Genomic DNA, 20983 nt, shown 5'->3' with positions numbered 1-20983 from the left:
GCCCTCGCAGCGTCAGCCCACGGTGCGCATGGTGCACATGATCTCGGCCTCGCAGGCCACGCTGTCGCCCACGCGTGCCAGGCCCTTGAACTTGTAGATGCCGCCCTTGATACGGTCCAGATCCACTTCCAGGATGAGCTGGTCGCCCGGCTCCACGGGGCGCTTGAAACGCGCACCGTCGATGCCGACGAAATAGAACACCTTGTCGTCGCCGGGCGCCTCGCCCATCATGTCGAACGACAGCAGGCCCGCGGCCTGCGCCAGGGCCTCGAGCATGAGCACGCCGGGCATCACGGGCCGGCTCGGGAAATGCCCCGTGAAGAAAGGCTCGTTGATCGTGACGTTCTTGAGCGCCTGGATGCGCTTGCCCCTTTCGAGTTCGACCACGCGGTCCACCAGCAGAAACGGATAGCGGTGCGGCAAGAGCTTGAGAATTTGGTGGATATCCATCATTGGAAGATGCGGTCTAACCGTCTTTTCGAGTTTGTTCGAGGGCCTTGATCCGTTCGCGCAGGCTGTGAAGCTGCTTGAGCGTGGCCGCGTTTTTTTCCCACTTCGCATTTTCGTCGATGGGGAACATGCCGGTGTATTGACCCGGCCGGGTCAGCGATCGCGTGACCACCGTGGCCGCCGACACGTGCACGTGGTCGGCCAATTCGAGATGCCCCAGCACGATGCCTCCGCCCCCCACCGTGCAATGCGCGCCGATGGTCGCGCTGCCCGCCACCCCTACGCACCCCGCCATGGCGGAATGCCGGCCGATGCGCACGTTGTGGCCGATCTGGATGAGGTTGTCGAGCTTCACGCCATCTTCGATGACCGTGTTTTCCAGTGCGCCGCGGTCGATGCAGGTGTTGGCGCCGATCTCGACGTCGTTGCCGATGTGCACGGCCCCCAGCTGCTCGATCTTGATCCACTCGCCGCCCTGCGGAGCGAAGCCGAAGCCGTCGGCCCCGATCACCACGCCGGCATGCACGATGCAGCGATCGCCGATGTGGCAGTCCTCGCCCAGCGTCACCCGCGATTTGAGCACCGTGCCCGCGCCCACGCGCGCACCGCGCTCCACCACGCACAGCGGGCCGATGAAGGCCGTGGAATGCACCGTGGCGTCCGGGTCCACCACCGCGCTGGGATGGATGCCCTGCGGCACCGCCACGGCGTGCGCGCGCTTCCACAGCTGCGTGGCACGCGCGAAATACACGTACGGCTCGTCCGCGACGATGCACGGCCCCCGGGCCAGCCCGGCCTCGCGCATCGATGGCGCCACAATGACACAGGCCGCCCGGGAGGCGGCCAGTTGCTGCTGGTAGCGCGGATGGCTTAAAAAAGCCAGGTCACCGGGACCTGCAGACTCCAGGGGAGCGATGCGGTGGATCTCTCCGTCCCTCTCGCCCCCCTCCAGCGTGCCGCCCAGCGCATCGACGATCTGCCCCAGAGAGAGGCTCACGCCGCGCGCCCCGTCAGCCGACGGCCATCACTTGGCGGGCGTGGCAGCAGCGGCATTCAGTGCCTTGATCACTTTGTCGGTGATGTCGTGCTTGGGGTTGATGTAGACGGCTTCCTGAAGGATCACGTCGTACTTCTCGGCCTCGGCGACCTGCTTGACGACCTTGTTGGCGCGTTCCAGCACCTGGCCCAGCTCTTCGTTCTTGCGGGCGCCCAGGTCTTCCTGGAACTCACGGCGCTTGCGCTGGAAGTCGCGGTCCTGGTCGACCAGCTGGCGCTGGCGGGCCGTGCGCTGGCTCTCGGCCATCGTGGGCGCTTCGCGCTCGAACTTCTCGGTGGCGGACTTCAGGCTGTTGCCCTGCTCCACGAGGTCCTTCTCACGACGGGAGAACTCCTGCTCCAGCTTGGCCTGGGCCGCCTTGGCGGTGCTGGCCTCGCGGAAGATGCGGTCGGTGTTGACGAAGCCGGCCTTGAACTCCTGCGCCTGTGCAGGCACGGCTGCACCGAGCGTGCCCAGCAAGAGAACGAGGGGAATATGGCGGGAGAGAGATTTCATTAGAAAGACGTTCCGATCTGGAATTGCAGTTTCTGGATTCTATCGCCGGCGAACTTGCGCACCGGTTGCGCAAAAGCGAGGCGAAGCGGACCGAGCGGAGAAATCCAGCTCAGGCCCAGGCCGGCAGAGACACGCATGTCGCTGAGGGTGACCTTTTCATCTTCGCCATACACGTTGCCCGCATCCACGAAAGTGAACACGCGCAGCGTGCGGTCGTTGCCCGCACCTGGGAACGGTGCGATCAACTCGGCATTGAGCGTGACCTTCTTCGGTCCGCCCAGCGACGCACCCGTCACGTCGCGTGGACCCAGCGTGCCCTGGTCGAAACCACGCACGGAGCCCAGGCCGCCCGAGTAGTAGTTCTTGAACACCGGGAACGGCCGGCCGTTCATGCCCTTGCCCCAGCCGAACTCGCTGTTGAAGGCCATGGTGAACTTCTTGTTCAGCGGCACATACTGCTGGAACTGGTAATTGCCGCGGACATAGCGCGCATCGCCGGCCACCGACCATTCGGTGTTCAGGCGCTGGTAGCGGCCCGAATTGGGTGCCAAGGCGCTGTCGCGGTCATCGCGCGACCAGCCGATCGTGAGCGGAATCGCGGTGCTGCTGGAGCCGTAGGTCGTGGCATACGACAGGTACGCAGCGGGAATGTTGGTGCCCAGCTTGATCCGCGTCTGTTCGAGGCCGCCCCCGAAGAACACGGTATCGGTTTCGCTGAAGGGGATGCCGAAACGCACACTGGTACCCGCAGTGATCAGCTCGTAGTTGCCGCCCTGGTCCTCGTACGGCTTGTCAGTGCGGTAGTACAGATCGAGCGTGCGCGAGATGCCGTCCCGCGTGAAGTACGGGTTGGTGGTGCTGAACACCAGCGTGCGGCGGTATTTGCTGGTGTTGACGTCCACCCCGAGGTAGTTGCCCGAACCGAACACATTCTCTTGCTTGATGCTGAACGACAGCGAGACCTTTTCCGCACTTGAGAAGCCCGCGCCCAGCTGCAGCGAACCGGTGGGCTTTTCGGCCACGTTCACCACCAGGTCCACCTGATCGGCCGAGCCCGGCACTTCCTGCGTTTCCACATTGACTTCGGTGAAGAAGCCCAGGCGGTCCACGCGGTCACGGGACAGCTTGATCTTGTCGCCGTCGTACCAGGAGGCTTCGTACTGGCGGAACTCGCGGCGGATCACTTCGTCGCGCGTGCGGTTGTTGCCGCTCACGTTGATGCGGCGCACGTAGGCACGGCGGGCCGGCTCGGCGCGCAGCACCAGGGCCACGCGGTTGTTCTCGCGGTCCACTTCGGGCACCGCTTCGACGCGCGCGAACGCGAAGCCGAAATTGCCGAAGTAGTCGGTGAATGCCTTGGTGGTTTCGGCCACCTTGTCGGCGTTGTAGGGCTCGCCGGGCTGAATGGTGATCAGCGACTTGAACTCGTCGTCGCGGTCCAGGTAATTGCCTTCGATCTTCACGCCGGAGACCACATAGCGCTGGCCTTCGGTCACGTTGACGGTGATCGTGATGTCCTGCTTGTCCGGGGAGATGGCCACCTGCGTGGAGTCGATGCGAAACTCGAGGTAGCCGCGCGCCAGATAGTAGGAACGCAGGGTTTCCAGATCGGCGTTCAGCTTGGTGCGGGAATAGCGGTCCGACTTGGTGTACCAGCTGAGCCAGCCGCCCGTGTCCTGGTCGAACAGTCCTTTGAGCGTCGATTCGCTGAAGGCCTTGTTGCCCACCAGGTGGATTTCCTTGATGCGCGCGGGTTCGCCTTCGGTGACCGTGAACGTGAGGTTGACGCGGTTGCGCTCGATGGGGGTGACCGTGGTCACGACCTCGGCGCCGTACAGGCTCTTGTTGATGTACTGGCGCTTGAGCTCCTGCTCCGCGCGGTCGGCCAGCGCCTTGTCGAAAGGCCGGCCTTCGGTCAGGCCCACATCGCGCATGGCTTTCTTGAGCGTGTCCTTGTCGAATTCGCGGGCACCGGCGAAGTCCACGTCGGCGATGGTGGGACGCTCTTCCACGACCACCACGAGCACGTTGCCGCTGGCCTCCAGGCGCACATCCTTGAACAGGCCCAGCGCGAACAGCGCACGGATCGCCGCAGCGCCCTTCTCGTCGTTGTAGTCGTCACCCACGCGCAGCGGCATCGATGCGAAGATCGTGCCCGGCTCGACGCGCTGCAAACCCTCCACCCGGATATCCTGCACCTTGAACGGCTCCAGGGCCCATGCCGCATTGGCAGCAAAAACCATGGCGGCCACGGCACAAGCCTTGCGCACGCCCAAGCGATTGAATTGTTTTTTCATGAGTGAACTGGTACCGCGCGGTGAACGCGCGCGGCAAAAAGGTTAGCCAAAAAGCCGGGTGATATCGTTGAACAGGGCGATGGACATCATCAGGAGAAGCACCGCCACGCCGCCGCGCTGCAATCGCTCCATCCAGGCGTCGGACACGCCCTTGCCGGTCACGCCTTCCCAAAGATAATACATCAGGTGCCCACCGTCCAAAACCGGCAGCGGAAGCAGGTTCAGCACACCCAGACTCACGCTGATGAGGGCCAGAAACACCAGGTACTGCGTGAGCCCCATGCTGGCCGAACGGCCCGCGTAATCGGCGATGGTGAGCGGGCCGCTGAGGTTCTTGAGCGAGGCTTCGCCGATCACCATGCGCCCCATCATGCGCAGAGTCAGGGCCGACACCTCCCAGGTGCGCACCACTCCGTTCCACAATCCTTCGAGCGGCCCGTGCCGCACGGTCACGAACTCTGGCTGAGCGCCCACGAACGCTCCCACGCGTCCGACCGGGCCGGAAGGCTCGCTGTGCAAGTCCGGCAGCACATCCAGCGTCAAGGTCTGGCCGCCACGTTCGATGCGCCACGGCTGGGATACGGCCACCCCGCCACTGACCGATGCACGGATGAGCTCCCGCAGCTGCTGGCCATCCACCACATTCGTCGCACCGAGCCTGACGACCAAGTCCCCCTGCCGCAATCCAGCGCGTTGCGCCGCCCCCCCCTGGACCACCTCGCCGAGCACGGGCCGTGTCCACGGCCCCACGATGCCGATCTTGCGAAACAGCTGCGCGTCCGCTTCCCGGGCATCGAACTGGGCGAGTTCCAGCACCATCTGGCGCTGCGGCGCCCCGGGCGACGGCTGCACCTGCAGGCGGACGTCGGTGCCGTCGAGCGCACCGCGGGTCAGAAGCCAGCGCAGGTCCTCGAAGGATCGCACCGGCTCGGATTCTTCGTTGCCGAGGGCCGCTTCCAGCACGAGCTCGCCGCCTTGCAGGCCGGCTTTCTGGGCCACGGACCCGGGCACGGGGCTGGCGAGAACCGCCTTCGGCTCCTCCACGCCCATCCAGTTCACTGCCGCGTACAGCAGCACGGCGAGCAGCAGATTGGCCGCCGGACCCGCTGCCACAATCGCAGCGCGGGATCGCAATGGCTTGGCATTGAACGACAGGTGGCGCTCATGGGCATCGACGGGGGCCTCGCGCTCGTCCAGCATGCGCACATACCCGCCCAGGGGAAACGCGCCGATGACGAACTCCGTGGGCGATCCCTTGGGCTGCCAGCGCAGCAGGGGCTTGCCGAAACCCACCGAAAAACGAAGCACCTTCACGCCGCAGGCGACCGCTACGCGGTAGTGGCCGTATTCATGGACGGCGATGAGCACGCCCAGCGCGACGATGAAGGCAATGACGGTCAGCAACATGGTGTCTTTCTGCCCGGAGGCGATGGCTCAGGCGGCCAGCCGCTGCGCACTGCGCAGAGCGACGGACCGTGCTTCGGCATCCAGCGCCAGCAGGGCCCCGAGCGATTCGGGGTTGGAGGGTGTCACCGCCTCCAGAGTTGCAAGGTTCAGCCGATGAATCTGATCGAAACGGATGCGGCGCTCCAGGAACGAGGCCACAGCCACCTCGTTGGCGGCATTGAGCACCGCCGTGGTGCCGCTTTGCGCGCGCAGCGCCTGCCAGGACAGGTGCAGCCCCGGGAAGCGGGTGGCATCGGCCTCCTCGAAGGTGAGCGCGGACAGGGTGGAAAAATCCAGCCGCGGCGTTCCGCTCTCGATGCGCTCCGGCCAGGCCAGCCCGCAGGCGATCGGAACGCGCATGTCCGGCGTTCCCAGTTGCGCCAGCACCGATGCATCCACGAACTGGACCATGGAATGGATGATCTGCTGCGGATGGATCACCACCTTGATCTGCTCCGGCGCCAGATCGAAGAGCCAGCGCGCCTCGATGACCTCCAGGGCCTTGTTCATCATGGTGGCCGAATCGACCGAGATCTTTCGCCCCATCGAGAAATTGGGATGGGCGCAGGCCTGCTCCGGCGTGACATCGCGCAGCGTGGCCGGCGCCCGGGTGCGAAATGGCCCGCCGGATGCGGTGAGCAGAATGTGGTCCACGCGGCGGGCCCAGGTCTGCGGGTCTTCGGGCAGGCATTGAAAGATCGCCGAATGCTCGCTGTCGATCGGCAGCAGCATGGCCCCGCCCTCCCGGACGGCGGACATGAAGACCTCACCGCCCACCACCAGCGCCTCCTTGTTGGCGAGCAGCAGGCGCTTGCCGGCGCGGGCCGCCGCAAGGCAGGGGCCCAGGCCCGCAGCGCCGACGATGGCGGCCATCACCACGTCCACCTCTTCGTGGGAGGCAATGGTGTCCAGCGCGTCCGGGCCCTGCAAGACCCGCGTTGCCAGACCATGCGCCGCGAGCCGCTCCTCCAGCAGGCGCGCATGCGGCGCGCTGGCCATCACGGCGAAGCGGGGCTGGAAACGGACACATTGCGCCAGCAGGGCGTCGACCTGCGTGGCAGCGCTCAGGGCGAACACCTCGTAGCGCTCGGGATGGCGTGCCACCACATCCAGGGTGTTGGTACCGATGGACCCCGTGGATCCCAGGACCGTGATGCGTTGTTTCATGCGGAAGCGAAGTGGGTCAACATCATGGCCAACGGCAAGGTGGGCAACAGCGCATCCACGCGATCGAGCACGCCGCCGTGGCCCGGCAACAAACCGCTGCTGTCCTTGGCGCCGATGCTGCGCTTGACGAGGGACTCGGTCAGGTCGCCCACCACGCTCATGGCCGCCATGAACACGGCACCCAGCAACAGCAGCCACCAGCCGCGCGCGAACAGGTGGGTATAGAAACTCGCGACCGATGCACTGGCGGACGCGTCGGCGACCACCCAGGCCACCGCCAGAACCACGACACCGGCCATGCCGCCCCACACGCCTTCCCAACTCTTGCCGGGGCTGATCGAGGGGGCCAGCTTGTTCTTGGTGAAGCGCAGGCCGAAGGCCCGGCCTGCGAAATACGCAAAGATGTCTGCCACCCAGACAAGAACCAGGATCGACATCAGAAAATTGATGCCCGCCATGCGCGCCTGCACCGCGGCCAGCCACGCCAGCCACAGCACGAACACGCCGCCGACCAGCCGCACGGCCTTGGGAACCTGGGGCCAGCCCTGGACACCCGCGCGCAGCATCCAGGCGCCGACAAGCACCCAAGCGGCGCCACCCAGGGTCCACAGCCAGGCCAGCGGTTGCTGCAGCCAGCCCATTGACCAGCTCGCCGCGCAAAGCGCGACGCAAGCGGCCCCCACCCCCACGGCCGCGCCAGAGCCCAGCCCTTGAAGCCGACCCCACTCCCAGGCACCCGCGGCCATCAAGACCAGGATGACCGTGGCAAAGGGCCACGGAGACGGGTAAAAAAGCGCAGGCAGCAAAATGGCCAGCAGGACGATGGCAGTGATGACGCGCTGTCGAAGCATGGAAAAGCCCTTTCAGACCTGCAGCGAGGCAGGTGACGACGCCAATATTTGCTCGGATGTCTTGCCGAAACGGCGCTCTCGGGCATTGAAGGCGGCAATGGCCTCATCCAGGGCCTTGCCGTCAAAGTCCGGCCAAAGCCGGTCACTGAAGTAGAACTCGGAATAGGCAGACTGCCACAGCAGGAAATTGCTGATGCGCATTTCTCCACCCGTGCGGATCACCAGGTCCGGATCCGGCACGTGCGCCAGGCCCATGGCCGCATGCAGGCTGGCCTCGGTGATGGGCTCGCCCCGCGCCGCGACGGCCGCAGCGGCCTGCGCGATGTCCCAACGGCCGCCGTAGTTGAAGCAGACGTTCAGGACCAGGCGGGTATTGTGCGCGGTGTCCAGCTCGGCCTGGCGCAGGCCCGCCCGCACCTTCTCCGACAGCCCGGCTTTCTCGCCCACGAAATGCAGGCGCACTCCGTCTTTTTGCAGTTGGGGGACTTCCCGGGACAGCGCCTTGGCCAGCAAGTCCATGAGTCCCGAGACCTCATCGGCAGGCCGGTTCCAGTTCTCCGAAGAGAAAGCGAACACCGTCAGAACGGCCACGCCCCGCTCCACGCAGGCCTGCGCGCAGCGTTTGAGAGACTCCACGCCCTGCTTGTGCCCCGCCAGCCGCGGCAGGAAACGGCGCGTGGCCCAGCGGCCATTGCCATCCATGACGATGGCAACGTGGTGCGGAATGACCGAAGAGGCGGACATGCAGGGCAACGATCGATTCCCGGAACCGGGGATCAGACCGCCATGATTTCCTGTTCCTTGCCGGACACCAGCGCATCGACTTCGGCGATGTGCTTGTCGGTGACCTTCTGGATCTCGGTTTCCGAACGCTTCTGGTCGTCTTCGGAGGCCAGCTTGTCCTTGACCAGCTTCTTGACGGCTTCGTTGGCGTCACGGCGCAGATTGCGCACGGCGATCTTGGCGCTCTCGCCTTCGTTGCGCGCGAGCTTGGTCATTTCCTTGCGGCGCTCTTCGCTCATGGGAGGCATGGGCACGCGGATCAGGTCGCCCATGGAAGCGGGATTCAGGCCCAGATCGCTTTCGCGGATGGCTTTTTCGATCTTGGCGCCCATGCCTTTTTCCCAGGGCTGGACGCTGATGGTGCGCGAGTCGATCAGGGCCACGTTCGCCACTTGCGACAACGGCACGAACGAGCCGTAGTACTCGACCTGCACGGAATCGAGCAGCGCCGGATTGGCGCGGCCGGTGCGGATCTTGGACAGATTGTTCTTGAACGCCACGATGGACTGGTCCATCTTGGTTTCTGCATTCTTCTTGATATCGGCAATGGTCATGTTTTTCTCCTCAGCATGAAGCCGGGCGCGCCGGGGCGCGCCCAACGCTCAAGCGTACACCAGCGTGCCTTCGTCCTCACCCATGACCACGCGCTTGAGCGCGCCGTGCTTGATGATGGAAAACACGCGGATCGGCAACTTCTGGTCACGGCACAGGGCAAACGCCGTCGCATCCAGAATCCCCAGATTGCGCGACATGGCCTCGTCGAACGTGAGCTTGGTGTAGCGGGTCGCCGTCGGGTCCTTCTTGGGATCGGCGGTGTACACACCGTCCACCTTGGTCGCCTTCAAAACCACCTCGGCACCGATTTCGGCACCCCGCAGCGCTGCCGCGGTGTCGGTGGTGAAGAAGGGATTGCCAGTACCGGCGGCGAACACCACCACCTTGCCCTCTTCCAGGTATTGCAGGGCCTTGGGGCGCACGTAGGGCTCGACGACCTGCTCAATGGCGATCGCCGACATCACGCGCGCCGTCAGTCCCTGCTTGTCCATGGCGTCGGCCAGAGCCAGCGCATTCATGACCGTGGCCAGCATGCCCATGTAATCGGCGGTGGCGCGGTCCATGCCGACCGAGCCGCCGGCCACGCCGCGGAAGATGTTTCCACCACCGATCACCACGGCCACCTGCACACCCATGCGGGTGACCTCAGCGATCTCCTCCACCATCCGGACGATGGTGGCACGGTTGATGCCGAAGGCATCGTCCCCCATGAGCGCCTCGCCAGACAACTTGAGCAAAATGCGCTTGTGGGCTGGTGCAGCGATGGACATGGGGACTTCTCCGTGGGGCAATGGAATGGCGGGTGAGGTGGCGATGGGGTCTGCGATCAAGCGGCAGACTTGGCGGCTGCCACCTGGGCGGCCACTTCAGCAGCGAAGTCGTCCACCTTTTTCTCGATGCCTTCGCCGACCACGTACAGCGTGAACGCCTTGACCGTGGTGTTGGCGCCCTTGAGCATCTGGCCCACGGACTGCTTGCCGTCGGCGGCCTTCACGAAGACCTGGTCGAACAGGGACACTTCCTTGAGGTACTTCTGCACGCCGCCTTCGATGCGCTTGCTGACGATTTCGTCGGACTGGACGGCCTTGCCCTCGGCTTCCGCCTTGGCCTTGTCTTCCGCGGCCTTGGCAGCGGCGACCGAGCGTTCCTTCTCGATCAGGTCGGCAGGCACGTCGGCGCTGGTCAGCGCGACGGGCTTCATGGCAGCGATATGCATGGCCACGTCCTTGGCAGCGGTTTCGTCGCCTTCGAACTCAACCACCACGCCGATGCGGGTGCCGTGCAGGTAGGAGGCCAGCTTGTTGCCGGAGAAGTGCTTGAAGCGGCGGAACGACATGTTCTCGCCGATCTTGCCGATCAGGCCCTTGCGCACTTCTTCCAGGGTGGGGCCGAAGCCATCCTGGCTGTAAGGCAAGGCACCCAGCGCTTCCACGTTGGCGGGATTGTGCTTGGCCACCAGTTCGGCAGCGGCCTTGGCCAGCGCGAGGAAGCTGTCGTTCTTGCTCACGAAGTCGGTTTCGCTGTTCACTTCGATCAGCCCGCCGGTCGTGCCGTCGATGTAGCTGGCGACCACGCCTTCCGCGGTGATGCGGGCGGCGGCCTTGCCGGCCTTGGTTCCCAGCTTCACGCGCAGCAGCTCTTCCGCCTTGGCCAGGTCGCCTTCGGCTTCCGTCAGGGCCTTCTTGCATTCCATCATGGGGGCATCGGTCTTTGCGCGCAGTTCGGCGACCATGCTTGCGGTAATTGCAGCCATCTTTTTCTCCAGTCTCAGTTCAGTTCGTTACAGCATTCGGGCTAAAAAAAAGGGGGCTAACCAGGAGCCCCGCTTTCATTCGCGACAGGTCGCGCGGCCGGGAATCAGGCAGCGGTTTCTTCCACTTCCACGAATTCGTCAGAGCCTTCGGCAGCCACGGCCTTGACCACGTCGTTCACGGCATTGGCACGGCCTTCGATGATCGCGTCGGCGATACCGCGGGCATACAGTGCCACGGCCTTGGCCGAGTCGTCGTTGCCGGGGATCACGTAGTCGATGCCTTCGGGGGAGTGGTTGGAGTCCACCACGCCGATCAGCGGAATGCCCAGCTTCTTGGCTTCAGCCACGGCGATCTTGTGGAAGCCCACGTCGATGATGAAGATGGCATCGGGCAGTGCATTCATTTCCTGGATGCCGCCAATGTCCTTTTCCAGCTTTTCCATTTCGCGGGTGAAGGTGAGCTGTTCCTTCTTGCTCATGGCGTCGAGGCCGCCTTCTTGCTGGGCCTTCATGTCCTTCAGGCGCTTGATGGAGGTCTTGACCGTCTTGAAGTTGGTCAGCATGCCGCCCAGCCAGCGCTGGTCGACATAGGGCACACCGGCGCGCTGCGCTTCGGTGGCGAGGATCTCGCGGGCCTGGCGCTTCGTGCCGACCATCAGGATGGTGCCGCGGTTGGCGGTGAGCTGCTTGGCGAACTTTTGGGCGTCCTGGAAGAGCGGGAGCGACTTTTCCAGGTTGATGATGTGGATCTTGTTGCGATGGCCGAAGATGTACGGGGCCATCTTGGGGTTCCAGAAACGGGTTTGGTGACCGAAGTGGACACCGGCTTCCAGCATTTCGCGCATGGTGACGGACATGAGAATTTCTCCGAAGGTTGGGTCTAAAATCCAGCCCCAATAACTGCCGGCTTGCAAGAAGAAGGCAGCACCTTGAAAGGGCTGGTTTGCGATTTGTCTTGCCAGGTTGTCGGCCACGCACTGCGCAGCCACCAGCAAAACCCAAAGATTCTAGCATGGCAGATTGACCGAGCCCAAACGGACCCTTGCGCCATCGGCGCGGCCGGCGCCGGCAGGACCCGCCTGGAAACAGGCTCTTGGAAAACACAAAAACAGTAGCAGCCAGCGCAGTGTCCATTAGCGCTGATGCCTGAAAGAGCTCAGAAACCAAATGCACATCGCCATCGTGGGCGCCGGGATCGTCGGCGTCACCACTGCTTACGAACTGACGTGCGACGGCCACGAGGTTTCGGTTTTCGAACAACGCAGCGCCGCGGCGGAGGAATCGAGCTTCGCCAATGCCGGCCTGTGCTCGCCTGCCCTCCTCATTCCCCTGGCGGCCCCCGGCATCGGCGGCCCGCAAAGCACCCGGCTCTGGGGACGCCATGCGGCGGTGCGGCTCGCCAAGGGGGTGACGGCATCCGAGCTGCGATGGCTCTTGCGTTGGCGCAAGGCCGGCCGTTCGCCGGCCCTACCCATGACCCTTTCCGCGCTGGAGCAACTGGGCCGCTACAGCCAGGCGCGCATGCGGTGGGTGTCGGAGCAACTGCAGGTGGACGCGGAAACCGGCCGCGGCGCGCTGGTCCTGCTGCGCACGGTCGAAGACCTGGCGCACGTGCAGCCGGCCCTGCAACTGCTGCGGGACGCGGGCATGGCCATCCACGACGTGGATGCCGAGACCGCTCGCCAGATCGAGCCGGGCCTGTCGCCCGACAGCCCCCTGATCGGCGCTCTGCACATTCCCGATGGCGAGTCCGGCAACTGCCGCCTCTTCGCCCAGATGCTGCGCTATGCCGCCCAGGAGCGCGGGGCGCAATTCCATTTCAATGCCCAGGTCACCGGGCTGGATGCGGCGCCTGCGGGTCTGCGGATCGCCGGCGAGACGCTGCCGCGCCGGTTCGATGCCGTCGTCGTCTGCGCCGGCGTGGCAGCGGCGGCGCTGTTGCGCCCCTTGGGTGCCGAGCTGCCGATGGCTGCGCTCCACGGCTACTCGATCAGCGCCCCGGTGCGCGAAGACTCCCATGCCCCGCAAGGATCGGTCGTGGACCCGCTCCACCGGGTGACGATCACGCGCCAGGGCCAACGCGTGCGCATCGCGGGTGGCGCTGAACTCGGCCGGGGCGATGGCGCGCACCATGCGCCCACGCTGCAAACGCTCTACCAGGCCATCTCCGGCTGGTTTCCCGGCGGGGTGCAGGTTTCATCCGGCCAGGTGCAGGTGTGGCGTGGTGCCCGCCCCACCCTGCCGGACGGTGCCCCGGTCGTGGGTCCGAGCGGCCTGCCGGGGGTATGGGTCAACGCCGGCCATGGCGGCTGCGGCTATGCGCTCGCCAGTGGCAGCGCTCGGGCCCTGGCCGACCTGATGGCCCAGCGCGCGCCCGAGGTGGATCTGCAGCACTTCGCGCTGCGCCGCTTCTGAGCCGGATCCGACGCCATGCGCTCCGAGCCGCCCGCAGCAACAGCGCCGCAGCCCGCCCTTCGCCGGATCACGGCCGATCAGCCCCATCCCCTGTTCGATACACAGGCCACGCGCCGGATCGAACAGGCCCTGGCAGCGCAATGCCCCCCGCACACCCTGATGCAGCGGGCCGGTTGGGCGGTGGCCCGGCTGGCCCAGGCCATCGCCCCGCACGCTCGCAACGCATGGGTGGTCTGCGGTGCGGGCAACAACGGCGGGGACGGCCTGGAAGCGGCGTTCCAACTGCACCGGGCGGGGCGCATCGCCACGGTGACCTGGCTGGGCCGGCCGGACACGGTGCCACCCGATGCGCTCGCGTCCTATCGGCGTGCCGCGGCCGCGGGTGTCGTTTTTTCCGATGGCCCGCCGCCGGGCATGGGGCCCGATGACGTGTGCGTGGACGCGCTGCTGGGCATCGGCCTGGCGGGCAGCGGCAAATCCCGCGCGGCTGACCCACGCATGCAGCAACTGCTGGCCCAACTGCATGCCACACCGGCGCCGGTGCTGTGCGTCGATACGCCCTCCGGCCTGTCGGGCGACACGGGCCAGTTCGCGGCCGGACTGGCGCCGCCGCCGGGCGCCGCGGCGTCTGCGCGGCACACCCTGGCCTTGCTCACCTTGAAGCCCGGGCTGTTCACCGGGAACGGGCGCGACGCGGCCGGACAGGTCTGGTTCGACGACCTGGGCCGCGGCGCGACTGACGTGGCGCCGTGCGCTTGGCTGGCGGCAGCGCCACCGCCCGCCCACCGCGTGCATGCCAGTCACAAAGGCAGCTACGGCGATGTGGCGGTGGTGGGCGGAGAAGGGCTGCGGGCCCGGGGCATGGGCATGGCGGGCGCAGCGCTGTTGGCGGCATCGGCGGCGCTGCACGCGGGCGCCGGGCGGGTGATGGTGGCCCTGCTGGACGGGGCCGACCTGTCCCTCGACCCCATGCAGCCGGAATGCATGTTCCGGCGCTTCGACGCGCTGCACCTGGAGCAAGGCACCGTGGTCTGCGGATGCGGCGGGGGCGAGGCCATCCGGGCGGTGCTGCCGAAGGTCCTGTCCGAGGCGCACCGCCTGGTGCTGGATGCGGATGCGCTCAATGCCGTGGCGGGCGACCCGTCCCTGGCGACGGCGCTGCGCGATCGCGCGGCGCAGCCGGGCCGGCACACCGTGCTCACGCCCCACCCGCTGGAAGCGGCCCGGCTCCTGGCGGTGGACACGCCAGGCGTGCAGGCCGACCGGCTGGCTGCGGCGTCCCGGCTGGCGGACCAATTCGGCTGCGCGGTGGTGCTCAAGGGTTCGGGCAGCGTGATCGCGGCCGCGGGGCAAACGCCCTGCATCAATCCGACCGGCAACGCACGCCTGGCAACGGGCGGCACGGGGGATGTGCTGGCGGGACTGGTGGGTGCGCGGCTGGCCGCGGCGTCCGACGCGCCGAGCGCGGCCTTCGATGCGGCCATGGCAGCCTGCTGGATGCACGGCGAGGTGGCGGACCAATGGCCTGACGGCACCGCCTTGACGGCGTCGGCGCTTGCCCGGCGGCTGACGCCTGGGTGAATGGAACCCAAAACCGTTGACTTGCGTCAACGGAGCGCAACCAACCGTAACTGTCGTCGCAACAGCCTTCCAAAAGGCCTTGTCTGACAGACCCGGCCCGAAGGCAAGCGGTGTAATGCGTTCACTCCCACCGCCGTGCAGGCCCCACCCCTTTTGAAGGACTCTGTCATGAAACGCAAAATCCACTCCGGAACCCGCGCTTTCGCAGCCTTTACGGTGACAGTGCTTCTTGCGGTGGCTGCCACCGCCATGACGCTGGTACCGGACGAGGCGGTGCAGGCCGCCGACTCGCTGGTGAATCTGCCGGGCAACCTCGAGCAGATTCTTCCCGCAGAATCGTTCCTCAACTGAGTCCGGCATCCCGGCACGGCACGGCGCGGGCCGGGGCAGTCCCCTGAATCTCCGCGCCATCCCCCTCCGCCCCCTTTGGGTTTCTGCGTCAGCGCTTTTCAGCGCTGAGCCCCTGTTCCAACACCGCCAACCGCCTGCGGGCGGCGGCAGCGGCCGGCCCATCGCCCCGTTGATCGGCACGCTGCGCCGCCAGGGTCAGCCAAGCCAGCAGCGGCCGTCGCCATCCCTGCGCAGAGGCGGCCTCCACGGCGGAGTCGACCATCTGCGGCGTCTCCCGGCCGGTTTTCACCCACACCCCCGCGGCCACCAGGCGCGACAACGGATCGTCCAGGCCGGCTTGCGCAGCCGGGCCGGCCGCCCAGGCGCTGCGTTGCGGCTCGGGCAGGCGGGCGACGGCGACGCTGTCGATGGTGCCGGCCAGGTAATCGGCATAGGCCTGGTCCTGCGGGGCGGCGTCGGCGCGCAGGGCCTCGAAAGCCGTGCACGGCTCGACCACCAGGCTGGCGACCTGGGCGGCGCAGCGCATGAGTTCCACGCGCGCCAGCAGGTCGGGCCGCCCCGTGCGGGCGACTTCCGCCCGGGCCCGGTCCCACTCCAGCTGCGCGATGCGGGGCTCGCCCGACAGGTATGCCTCGGTGGCCTTGCGGGCCGCGCCGTGGGCATTCATCTGCCATTGCGGCGTGGGCGGCTTGGCCGCGCAGGCCCAAAGGGCCAGGCAGGGGAGCAGCGCGGCGGCACGGAGCACCGGTGTACGCAGCGGGGAAGACAGCAGGGATTTCATGGCAGCTTGAGTTCCGTGTCGCGCGCAAACGGCCATTTGCGCTGGATGTCGTTGACCAGGCCCTCCACCTTGCGCAGGTTGCTCTCCACTTCGGCCCGCAAGCTGCCCAGATCGGTGGTGGCTTCTCGCGCGTTCGCGCCGATGGCCTGGGCTTCGGCCAGCACGGCATCGACCTTTTTCAGGCTCTGGCGCGTGTCGGCCAGCAGGCCGTTGAGCTGCACCACCGTGGCCCGCACCTCAGGCACGAGCCCCGGATCGCCCGCCACTCCGAACACCTGCCGGTCGGCCTTGGCGGCCATGCCGTCGATGCGCGCCAGCAGCTGGTTGGTGCGGTCCAGCGTGGCGGTGATCTTTTTGGCATCCGCCTCGCTGCCCATGAGCACGTTGAGCGCGCCGCCCGGCGCGTTCAGCCGCTCGGTCAGCGTGCGCACGTTGGACAGCGTGCCGCCCAGCGCGGCGTCCTGGGCCGTCATCGCCTGCAGGTTGGACAGCAGTTCGCGCGCCGAGGCCATGAGCTGCGGGATCTCGGCCGTGGCATCTCCGCGCAGCACCGGGCGCTCGGCGCCGTCGGCCAGCAGCGGGTCGGTGAGGATGCCGCTGTAGGCCTTGATGGTGGTGCCACCCACGATGCCGCGCACCAGCGTGAAGACGCTGGACTCGCGCAGCCAGTGCGCGTCCTTGCGCGGCACGTCGATCAGGATGCGCACGTTGCCGTCGGGCGACAGCTCGATGCCGCGCACCCGCCCGATCGGGAAGCCTGAAAACGTCATGTCCATGCCGACCACCACGCCCTCGGAGTCGTCGGCCGTGAGCACCAGGCGCTGCGTGGGCTCGAACACGCCGCGTGCATACAGCAGATAGAACGCCGAGCCCACGATGAGCGCCAGCGTGAACAGGAGCAGCGCCGCGGCCTTGCGCTCCAGGTTCGCCACCGGGCGCTGGGCTTCGAGCAGCGCCTCGCTGGCGGCATCGTCCGCTTCGTGGGAAGGGGGCCGCTCAGCCATGGTGCGCACCGCCGTGGGCCCGCGGGCCGAAAGCGCCGGCGGGGAAGGTCTCTGGGTCGGGCATGAAAGCGTTTCCTCGGTGAGGCCATGGCGCGCAGCGCGGGCCATGGCCGGTGTCGGTCGTGGTATGGGTCACGGAACGGGTTAGTAGTAATTGCCCAGCAGGGACGCGACTTCGATCAGCAGCAGCACGGCGAACATGCGCGCGAGCCCGCCCAGTTCGGAGCCGTGGCGACCCCGGCCATCGCCGTTTTCGTAGAGCCCCGCCGCCATGGGAATGAGGGCCACGGCCAGGCTGAAGAACAGGGTTTTCAGCACGAACACCAGCGTGACGGCCGGCGTGAACACCTGGCCGAACATGCGCGTGTAGCTCGGCAGCCCCGCGGTGTTGAGCCCATACACCCCGAAATAGGCCATGGCGAGCGCGACCACGCACGACAGCGCCGCAAGCGTGATGCTGGCGTAGATGCCGGCCACCACCCGGGGCAGCAGCTCCACGCGGATCGGGTCGGCGCCGTGCCGGCGCAGGCTGTCCAGGCGGCCGGCCTGGCGCATGAGGGCGAGCTGGGTGCCGTTGGGGATGGTGGTGCGCATGGCGACGAACAGCGCGGCGGTGAGCGGGATCAGCTCCAGCACCAGCACGCGGATGACCATCTCCAGCGCGTAACGCGACAGGCCGTAGCTCAGCGCCGTGACGACGACGATGCGGGTGATGACCAGGCTGACCAGCGCCGCCAGCACCGTGAACCCCAGCAGGATGGGCGCCGTGTCCTGGTACATGTGCCGCGCGAGCCGCCAGCGGGTGGCGCGCCCGTAGCTGGACGGCGAAAGCATGAGCACCAGCGCCACCGACCCGAGGTGCACGATGCGCCACCAGGCCACCGCCCAGCCGCGCGCGGCGCGCCAGATGCGGTCGATCAGCGAGGGGGATGGCAGGCCGGCGATCATGCGGCCATCATAGTGGACGGGCCGGCGACGATGCGTAACAAAATTGGCCTCCAGCGCATATTCCACTAGGGCGTTCCGCTATCAATTTCATTGCAATGCAGGTAGTGACCGGGGCTGGCGCGATCTGGCGTCACACGTGCCGTTTGGCCATCGGCGCGGGCGGCGGCACGGTTTCGGCATCGGCGCGGGCGTGCAGCGCCTCGATCACGCGGCAGCGGCCGGCATCGGTGCCGTCGCAGCGGCCGCGCAGCGACAGCAGCTCTTCCTCCAGCGTGCGCAGCTCCTGCAGCCGGGTGCGCACGTGCTGCAGATGCTCGTCCAGCGTGTCGCAGGCCGCGTGGTCGGCCGCTGCGCCGCTGTGGTCCAGCGCCAGCAGGGTGCGCACCTCGTCCAGCGACATGTCCATGGCCCGGCACAGCCGGATGAAGCGCAGGCGGTGCACCTCGTCCGCGCTGTACAGGCGGTAGCGGTTGTCGGCACGGGCCTGCTGGGGCAGCAGGCCTTCCTTCTCGTAATAGCGGATGTTGGCGGCCGGCACGCCCGACAGGCGGGCGGCATCTCCGATACGGTGGCAGGGGCTTTGGGCAGACATGGCTTGACCTTCGAGCGGCTTCAAGGTTTTCAATCATGGCACGGCGGCGTCGCGCGCGCCCCGACACACCAGGAAAACCATGACAAAACACAGCCACGACCTTTCCCATGCCGGCCACGATGGCCATGACCACGCGGGGCATGACCATGTCCCTGCCCCGGCCCCGGCCCCGGCCCCGGCCTCCGCCCGGCCGGCCACCGCGCCCCGCATCGATGTGTCCTGCTGCGGCGGTGGGTGCTCAAGCACCGCGCCCCAGGCCGGCACGAAGGCGGCAGCCACCCCGGCGGGCGAAGCGCACGGCGACCACGGCCATGCCTCCGAAGGCGACCACGACGGGCACGACCATGGCGCCCTGCCCGGCTGGGGCCGCCTCGCCGCCGCCCTGGTGGCGGCCACCGGCGCCGAACTGCTGCACCTGCTGGGGCCGGACACCACGCCGTGGCGCGTGACGGGCATGGGCGTCGCCGCGGCGGCCATCCTGCTGGCGGGGCTGGGCATCTACCGCAGCGGCCTGCGCTCGCTGATGCGGGGCCAGTTGGGCATCAGCGCGCTGATGGCGGTGGCCGTGACCGGCGCGTTCCTGATCGGCCAGTGGCCCGAAGCCGCGATGGTGATGGCGCTGTACGCCCTGGCCGAGCGCATCGAGGACCGCGCCGTCGGCCGTGCGCGGGACGCCATCGGCGCCCTGCTGGCGCTCAGCCCTGACCAGGCCGACGTGCGCGGCAGGGACGGCCAGTGGCGCACGGTGCCCGCCGCCGACGTGGCCGTGGACAGCACCGTGCGCATCCGCCCCGGGGGCCGCGTGCCGCTGGACGGCGTGGTCACCACCGGCCGCAGCGCGGTGGACGAATCCAGCGTGACGGGCGAGAGCCTGGCCGTGGACAAGGCCCCGGGCGATCCGGTGTACGCCGGCACGCTCAACGCGCAGTCGGAACTGGAGTTCCGCGTGACGGCCGCGGCCGGCCAGACCACGCTGGACCGCATCATCCGCGCCGTGGAGCAGGCCCAGGGCGCCCGCGCGCCCACCCAGCGCTTCGTGGACCGCTTCGCCGCCGTGTACACGCCCGCGGTGTTCGCCATGGCCGTTGCCGTGGCCATCGGCGCCCCGTTGCTGTTCGGCTGGACCTGGCTGGATGCGATCTACCGCGCGCTGGTGCTGCTGGTGATCGCCTGCCCCTGCGCGCTGGTGCTGGCCACGCCCGTCACCGTGGTGAGCGGCTTGGCCGCCGGCGCCCGGCGCGGCATTCTCATCAAGGGTGGCAACTGGCTGGAGCTGGCCCGCGGCGTGCGCGCCGTGGCCTTCGACAAGACCGGCACCGTGACCGCCGGGCGCCCCGTGCTGGTGGGCCGCGAGTCCTTCGGCAGCGATGGCGCCCAGGATGTGGCGGCGGCGCTGGCCGGGCGCTCGGACCACCCCGTCTCGAAGGCCATCGCGGCCGGGCTGGGCACCCCCGCCGGCATCCCCGAGGTGGAGGATTTCACCGCCCTGCCCGGGCGCGGCGTGCAGGCGCGCATCGCCGGCGCCACCTGGCTGCTGGGCAACCGCCGGCTGGCCCAGGAAAAAGGCCTGTGGACCGACGCCGTGGAGGCCGCCGCCGCCGCGCACGAGGCCCAGGGGCGCAGCGTCACGCTGCTGGCCGACGGCCAGGCCGTGCGGGCGCTGTTCGCCGTGGCCGACACGCTGCGCCCACAGTCGGCGCAGGCCGTGGCGGACCTGCGCGCGCTGGGCATCGTGCCCGTGATGCTCACCGGCGACCACGCCGCAGCGGCCCAGGCGGCTGCGCGCGAGGCCGGCATCGACGAGGTGCAGGCGGGCCTGCTGCCCGAGCAGAAGCTATCGGCCATCGCCGCGCTGCAGCAAAAGCACGGCATGACCGCCATGGCGGGCGACGGCATCAACGACGCGCCCGCCCTGGCCAAGGCCGACATCGGCTTCGCCATGGGCGGCGCCGGCACCGACGTGGCGATGGAGACGGCCGACGTGGTCATCATGAACGACGACCTGCGCCGCGTGGCCGAGACCGTGCGCCTGTCGCGCCGCACGCATGCCGTGCTGATGCAGAACATCGTGCTGGCACTGGGCATCAAGGCGGTGTTCTTCGGCCTGGCGCTGGCCGGGCACGCCACCATGTGGATGGCCGTGTTCGCGGACATGGGCGCCAGCCTGCTGGTGGTGGCGAACGGCCTGCGCATGCTGCGCAGCGAATCGCTATCAAAAAAATAGCGCCCGGCACAATCGAAATCCCGGCACCGGCCGGTTTTCGCTGAAGTTGCGGCGCGCCACCGGCCGGCACGGGGAGGGACCAGCCTGTGGCCTTGCCGGCTTTCGCGATTTGAACGTCGCGCTTCGCACATTCGCGTGCGGGCGCAGGCGGCCCGTGGGGTAATCATGGGTTCGACACCCCCTAGAATCCGCCCCATTTCACCGGTACCGGGCCGCCAGCCACTCGAACGGCC

20 protein-coding genes are annotated in these 20983 nt (G+C 67.6%); 4 read left to right on the top strand and 16 right to left on the bottom strand.

Translation table 11 applies throughout. The features are described 5' to 3' along the window. Positions 1-12 precede the first annotated feature (12 nt). From fabZ to rpsB, 12 genes are all read right to left on the bottom strand, one after another. Positions 13-453, bottom strand: a complete 441-nt coding sequence (gene fabZ / locus AVME950_RS22240) for a 3-hydroxyacyl-ACP dehydratase FabZ (RefSeq protein WP_092744676.1) — start codon at positions 451-453, stop codon at positions 13-15. Between the two features lie 13 nt (positions 454-466). Continuing rightward, entirely contained in the window at positions 467-1447 is a 981-nt protein-coding gene (lpxD, locus tag AVME950_RS22235; RefSeq protein WP_284431493.1) for a UDP-3-O-(3-hydroxymyristoyl)glucosamine N-acyltransferase, read from the bottom strand. A gap of 27 nt (positions 1448-1474) precedes the next feature. Further along, positions 1475-2002, bottom strand: a complete 528-nt coding sequence (locus tag AVME950_RS22230; RefSeq protein ID WP_272568495.1) for an OmpH/Skp family outer membrane protein — start codon at positions 2000-2002, stop codon at positions 1475-1477. Next, positions 2002-4299 carry an outer membrane protein assembly factor BamA gene (bamA, locus tag AVME950_RS22225; protein WP_272568493.1) on the bottom strand — a complete coding sequence of 766 codons (2298 nt, stop codon included), beginning with the start codon at positions 4297-4299 and terminating at the stop codon, positions 2002-2004. The genes AVME950_RS22230 and bamA overlap by 1 nt, the downstream gene beginning before the upstream one ends. Positions 4300-4341: 42 nt before the next feature. Then, positions 4342-5706 (bottom strand): RIP metalloprotease RseP, encoded by a 1365-nt coding sequence (gene rseP, locus AVME950_RS22220; RefSeq protein ID WP_284398743.1) that lies wholly within the window; start codon positions 5704-5706, stop codon positions 4342-4344. Positions 5707-5733: 27 nt separating this feature from the next. Continuing rightward, positions 5734-6912, bottom strand: coding sequence for a 1-deoxy-D-xylulose-5-phosphate reductoisomerase (ispC, locus tag AVME950_RS22215; RefSeq protein WP_284431492.1), 1179 nt, complete (start codon positions 6910-6912; stop codon positions 5734-5736). Next, on the bottom strand, positions 6909-7763 hold the full coding sequence (locus AVME950_RS22210) for a phosphatidate cytidylyltransferase (protein ID WP_284431491.1): 855 nt from the start codon (positions 7761-7763) through the stop codon (positions 6909-6911). The genes ispC and AVME950_RS22210 overlap by 4 nt, the downstream gene beginning before the upstream one ends. 12 nt (positions 7764-7775) lie before the next feature. After that, positions 7776-8507 carry a polyprenyl diphosphate synthase gene (gene uppS / locus AVME950_RS22205; RefSeq protein ID WP_284431490.1) on the bottom strand — a complete coding sequence of 244 codons (732 nt, stop codon included), beginning with the start codon at positions 8505-8507 and terminating at the stop codon, positions 7776-7778. A gap of 32 nt (positions 8508-8539) precedes the next feature. Then, a complete protein-coding gene (gene frr / locus AVME950_RS22200; RefSeq protein WP_272568485.1) occupies positions 8540-9100 on the bottom strand; it encodes a ribosome recycling factor in 561 nt (186 codons plus the stop codon). Between the two features lie 48 nt (positions 9101-9148). Then, on the bottom strand, positions 9149-9871 hold the full coding sequence (gene pyrH, locus AVME950_RS22195) for a UMP kinase (RefSeq protein ID WP_272568484.1): 723 nt from the start codon (positions 9869-9871) through the stop codon (positions 9149-9151). A gap of 56 nt (positions 9872-9927) precedes the next feature. Beyond that, on the bottom strand, positions 9928-10854 hold the full coding sequence (gene tsf, locus AVME950_RS22190) for a translation elongation factor Ts (RefSeq protein WP_284398757.1): 927 nt from the start codon (positions 10852-10854) through the stop codon (positions 9928-9930). Between the two features lie 104 nt (positions 10855-10958). Further along, positions 10959-11711 (bottom strand): 30S ribosomal protein S2, encoded by a 753-nt coding sequence (gene rpsB / locus AVME950_RS22185; RefSeq protein WP_272568482.1) that lies wholly within the window; start codon positions 11709-11711, stop codon positions 10959-10961. A gap of 310 nt (positions 11712-12021) precedes the next feature. On the opposite strand from rpsB, the gene AVME950_RS22180 reads away from it, so the two are divergent. From AVME950_RS22180 to AVME950_RS22170, 3 genes are all read left to right on the top strand, one after another. After that, on the top strand, positions 12022-13269 hold the full coding sequence (locus AVME950_RS22180) for an FAD-dependent oxidoreductase (RefSeq protein ID WP_284431489.1): 1248 nt from the start codon (positions 12022-12024) through the stop codon (positions 13267-13269). 15 nt (positions 13270-13284) lie between these two features. Next, positions 13285-14850, top strand: coding sequence for an NAD(P)H-hydrate dehydratase (locus tag AVME950_RS22175; RefSeq protein ID WP_284431488.1), 1566 nt, complete (start codon positions 13285-13287; stop codon positions 14848-14850). Between the two features lie 168 nt (positions 14851-15018). Then, complete coding sequence (locus AVME950_RS22170; RefSeq protein WP_272568478.1) at positions 15019-15201, top strand: hypothetical protein; 183 nt, start codon at positions 15019-15021, stop codon at positions 15199-15201. 88 nt (positions 15202-15289) lie between these two features. Here the strand turns inward: AVME950_RS22170 and AVME950_RS22165 are convergent, their stop codons facing one another. The 4 genes from AVME950_RS22165 to AVME950_RS22150 all read right to left on the bottom strand — a co-directional run bounded on the left by AVME950_RS22165 (position 15290) and on the right by AVME950_RS22150 (position 18526). Next, complete coding sequence (locus tag AVME950_RS22165; RefSeq protein ID WP_284431487.1) at positions 15290-15982, bottom strand: hypothetical protein; 693 nt, start codon at positions 15980-15982, stop codon at positions 15290-15292. Beyond that, the gene (locus AVME950_RS22160) at positions 15979-16986 is read right to left on the bottom strand and encodes an MlaD family protein (protein WP_284431486.1); all 1008 of its coding nucleotides are present in this window, start codon (positions 16984-16986) and stop codon (positions 15979-15981) included. The genes AVME950_RS22165 and AVME950_RS22160 overlap by 4 nt, the downstream gene beginning before the upstream one ends. A gap of 144 nt (positions 16987-17130) precedes the next feature. Then, positions 17131-17934: an MlaE family ABC transporter permease gene (locus tag AVME950_RS22155; RefSeq protein ID WP_284398774.1), complete on the bottom strand. Its 804-nt coding sequence runs from the start codon at positions 17932-17934 to the stop codon at positions 17131-17133. A gap of 130 nt (positions 17935-18064) precedes the next feature. Further along, complete coding sequence (locus AVME950_RS22150; protein WP_272568473.1) at positions 18065-18526, bottom strand: MerR family transcriptional regulator; 462 nt, start codon at positions 18524-18526, stop codon at positions 18065-18067. 79 nt (positions 18527-18605) lie between these two features. Between AVME950_RS22150 and AVME950_RS22145 the strand changes: the two genes are divergently transcribed. Then, a complete protein-coding gene (locus AVME950_RS22145) occupies positions 18606-20750 on the top strand; it encodes a heavy metal translocating P-type ATPase (protein WP_284431485.1) in 2145 nt (714 codons plus the stop codon). The last annotated feature ends 233 nt before the right edge of the window (positions 20751-20983 follow it).

It is taken from the genome of Acidovorax sp. SUPP950 (assembly GCF_030158935.1).
Taxonomy (GTDB): Bacteria; Pseudomonadota; Gammaproteobacteria; order Burkholderiales; family Burkholderiaceae_C; genus Paracidovorax.
This window is presented reverse-complemented; position numbering and strand designations above follow the sequence as displayed.